The organism is uncultured Thiodictyon sp., assembly GCF_903828115.1.
In the GTDB taxonomy this organism is placed as follows: domain Bacteria; phylum Pseudomonadota; class Gammaproteobacteria; order Chromatiales; family Chromatiaceae; genus Thiodictyon.
Genome location: NZ_CAIKKU010000440.1, coordinates 1 through 3,789, shown reverse-complemented (window position 1 = coordinate 3,789; position 3,789 = coordinate 1). Strand labels below are relative to the sequence as shown.

Sequence of the window (3,789 nt, the reverse complement as noted above, 5' to 3'; positions counted from 1 at the left end):
CGCGCCCGTAGGGTCCGCTGTGCGGACCAGCGACCTCGCGGTTAGCCGAATGGCCGCGAATGTGATCAAGGCGATGCACACCGACCCCAACGGGGTCGAACATACCAGCCCAAGGCAACGCCCTCGGTTCAGCGTTCAATTCAGCCTGGTAGGTTGGGGTAGCGAAGGAGCGCCAACGTGGTCGCGCGGGGGTCGCACTGTTGGGGTTCGTTCCTCACCCCAACCTAGATTCGGCGCGGGGGGCTGAGCTTGGACAGCGCGCGCGGCCGGGGGCTTGCCGGGGCGGCAGGGTTCGCTTGGCTTGCGGGCTGGCTCCTCTGGTGCCTGGCGCTGGTTGCTATAGCGGGGCCGGCCGGGGCGCCGCTGTTCCCGGATGGTGAGTCGGTCGCGGATGCGCGGGCATTGTTCGCTGGGATGCCGATCGGCTCGCCCGTCCGAGGCGTGTCATACAGCCCGGACGGCAGGTGGATTGCTGGCGGGCACGCGGATGGTACGGTTCGGGTCTGGGACTTGGCCAGCGGTACCCTGATCCGGGTGCTGGAAGGGCACGGCAGTTGGGTCAACTCGGTCGCGTTCAGTCCCGACGGCGGGATCCTGGCCAGCGGATCTTTTGAACAAACATGGCTCTTGAGCCTGGCGAGCAATAAGAAAATCAAGATCTTGGAACGACGCGGCGGTTCGGTCTCATCGACCGCCTTCAGCCCGGATGGCCGAACCTTGGCCAGCGGATCGGACGACAACATGGTGCGGCTCTGGAACCCGACGAACGGTGTGCTGCTTGGGACGATGGAAGGGCATGGCGATCGGGTCTTGTCGGTCGCCTTCAGCCCAAACGGCCGGACCCTGGCCAGTGGATCGGAAGACACAACGGTGCGGCTCTGGGACCCGGCGAGCGGCCAGCCCATTGGGCTGATGCTCGCCGCCAAAGACCTCTGGATCTATTGCCGCATCGCCCCATCCGGAGACCGCTGCTGGCGTTACGACGACGGCACGCTAGCACCCGAGCGCGACGCGCAAGGCCGGCTGAGCCCGCTGCCGCTCCCGCCGCGCAACCAGCCCCCACGGCTCGAAATACGGATCGACCCGAGCCAACCCGCCGCGATCCGGGTCGGCGACGGCGAACTTGCAGAGTTAAAGGTCCAGGTCCGCAACACCGGCGCCGAGCCGGTCTACTGGCTGCGCCTGAACCCGAAAGAAGCCTCCCAGGCACCCTTCTTATTTCACCCCCCGCCCCGGATCGTCAAGCTCGACCCCGGCGCCGAGGCGACCCTGGCAGCCAAGGTCTCCTGCGCCGCCGCCTACCAAGACCCGACCCCCGCCGAGTCTACCCTGGACCTGGTGCTGGACATGGACCAGGGCGAGCCCATCCCCATCCGGGTGCCGGTCCGGGGCCTGGTGCCCGAACCCGCGGTCGTCGCCGGACCGGAAAAGCCCTCCGATCTCAACACCGTGACCCTACGTCTGGCCAACCGCGGCGGTCAGGCACTGGAAAAGGTCCGGGTCAGCGCCCGGGTGAGCACGCCGCAGGGCGCCGATCGGGTACTGGACAGCATCGAACTGACCTCGCTCCCGGCCGGCGGCGAGTCGCCGCTCTCCTTCGCCGTGCCGGACGATTTGGAGGTCGGCGAGGGTAGCCGCCTGACCCTGACGATTGATGACCGCACCTATCCGATGCACAGTTGGCGCCTTGCCGACCTGCCCATCGTCATCGCGGTGCGCCCGGGGCTGGCCGAGGCCGGGATGCTGCCGCCGACCCCCGTTCTCGCCGCCTTCGCGCTGCTGTTCACCATTGGCCTCTGGTACTCGCGCCAGCGCAACCACCCGCTTGCCCAACGACTCGCCACCGAGCCGACCGCCCTGCCTCGCCTGGGTCTGGCGGAGTTGCCGCGGGCGCGGCGTCTGCTCGCCGTCACCCGCCGCCTGAAAGGGGTGCTGGCCACCAACGGCATTCGCCGCGACTGGCTGACGCACGCGCTGGCCTTCGACCGGTCGCCGCCCGAGGAGCGGGTCGCCTGGCTCGCCCGACGGCTGGGCGCCCAGTGGCAGCGGCAGCCGGGCCTGGGCGGGGGGGCGAACCTCGCGCGCTTCGACCTGACCCTGCCCGAGAGCTTCCCGCTCAACCTGGTGGGCGGCATCTGCCCGGTGGTGCTGCCGCCGGCGGACTGGTCGGAGGCTGAGATTCTGGAGGGGCTCGCGGGCCTGGGTGAGCAGGTCTGTCTCGCCATCGGCGCCACGCCGGCCCAGCGCGCGGCGCTCTCCAAGCGCTGCCGCTCGCCCGAGACCTGGTGGGTGGGGCCGGACGATGCGGAACTCTCGGCCCTGCTGCTGGCGCCCGAGCCGCTGGATGCGCTCTCAAGGCTGATCGCCCGCTATGTGAAGGTGGCGCGGGTTTCGCCCTATCAGACCAGCAGCGGGGTGCGTCGGGAGGGCGGATTCTTCGGCCGCGCCCAGGTCCTGAGCCACATCCAGCACCGGGCCCCGACCAACTATCTGCTGGTGGGCGGGCGCCAGCTCGGCAAGTCGAGCCTGCTGCTGGCGCTGGAGCGACGCTATGCGAGCGATCCCGTGGTGGACTGTCGCTATTGCTCGGTAGGCTTCGATCCGATCGCCGCGGCGCTAGGGCGGGCGCTGGGGCTTCCCGCAGACGGCGATCTACAGACGGCGCTACGCGCCTTGGCGCCGGCTGATCCTGATCGACGAGGCGGACGACTTCGTGGAGCGGGACGCCGCCGGTGCGCACGGCGCACCCTACGCCTGCCTGAACGCCTTCCGCTCCTTGAGCGACGAGGGGCGCTGTCACTTCATCCTGGCCGGGTTCTGGAGCCTGTACCGCAGCGCGAGCCTGGAATACCGCTCGCCGATCAAGAACTTTGCCGAGGTCCTGACGCTCGGCGCGCTGGAGCCTGACGCCTGCCGGGCGATGATCGTGGAGCCGCTGGCGTCGCTCGATCTGCGGCTGGTCCCGGAGTCCCTGGTGGGGCGCATGATCGAGGCGACCGGCCAGCGGGCCAACCTGATCGCCATCCTGTGCAACGAGATGCTCCGCGACCTGACGCTCGCCACCCGGGCGTTGACCGAGGTGCACCTGGACCGCGCCATGGACAGCCAGTCGCTGCGCAGCGCACTGGACGCCTGGTCGGAGCTGACGACCGACCCGGAGGGCGCACGGCTGGACCGCATCCTGTGCTACGCGCTGGTGGGGCAGGAGGGGTTTGGACTGACGGACGCGCTGGACCGGCTGGCGGGGCTCGGGCTCACGTCAGACCCGGGGCAGGTCCGCGCCTCGCTTACGCGCCTGGAGCTCGCCTTCGTCCTCGCCCGCGAGTCCGGGCGCTACCGCTCGATCGGTTCGCCTGGCTGGAACAGCAAACGCGCCTGTTGAAGAGCGCAACGATATCGCGCGGCTGCTCAAGGAGACCCCCAGCCTGCGCCGCTTCCTGGCCGAGGAGTTGGGCGCGGCCTACCCTGAGGCCGTGGAATGGGCGGCGGACGAGAGCGGGCTTGGCGACGAGGCCTTTCCCGGTGAGTGCGGCTACTCCATTGATGAGCTGTTGGGGCGGGATTACTGGCCGCAGTGACAGGCCGGGCTAGAGCAGCGTTGCGCCCGCCGACGCCCCCGCCCGCGGCGCGGAGCACCTGACGCCTGAGTGACACCGACCCTACCCCGGGGCGTTGCCCCGGGCTGGTATGTCGCGCCCCTTTGGGGTTTGACGCACAGGGTCTCGACCAGCGGTCCGGCCGGCGGCGCCCGGTCCGCACAGCGGACCCTACGGGTACCGCGCCCGTAGG

Annotated in this window: 2 protein-coding genes; both read left to right on the top strand. The window is 69.9% G+C overall.

The features are described 5' to 3' along the window. Window positions 1-249: 249 nt before the first annotated feature. Window positions 250-2,907, top strand: coding sequence for a WD40 repeat domain-containing protein (locus QZY48_RS16130; protein WP_295432685.1), 2,658 nt, complete (start codon window positions 250-252; stop codon window positions 2,905-2,907). A gap of 446 nt (window positions 2,908-3,353) precedes the next feature. Next, window positions 3,354-3,578, top strand: coding sequence for a DUF29 family protein (locus tag QZY48_RS34850; protein ID WP_366929711.1), 225 nt, complete (start codon window positions 3,354-3,356; stop codon window positions 3,576-3,578). Window positions 3,579-3,789: the final 211 nt, after the last annotated feature.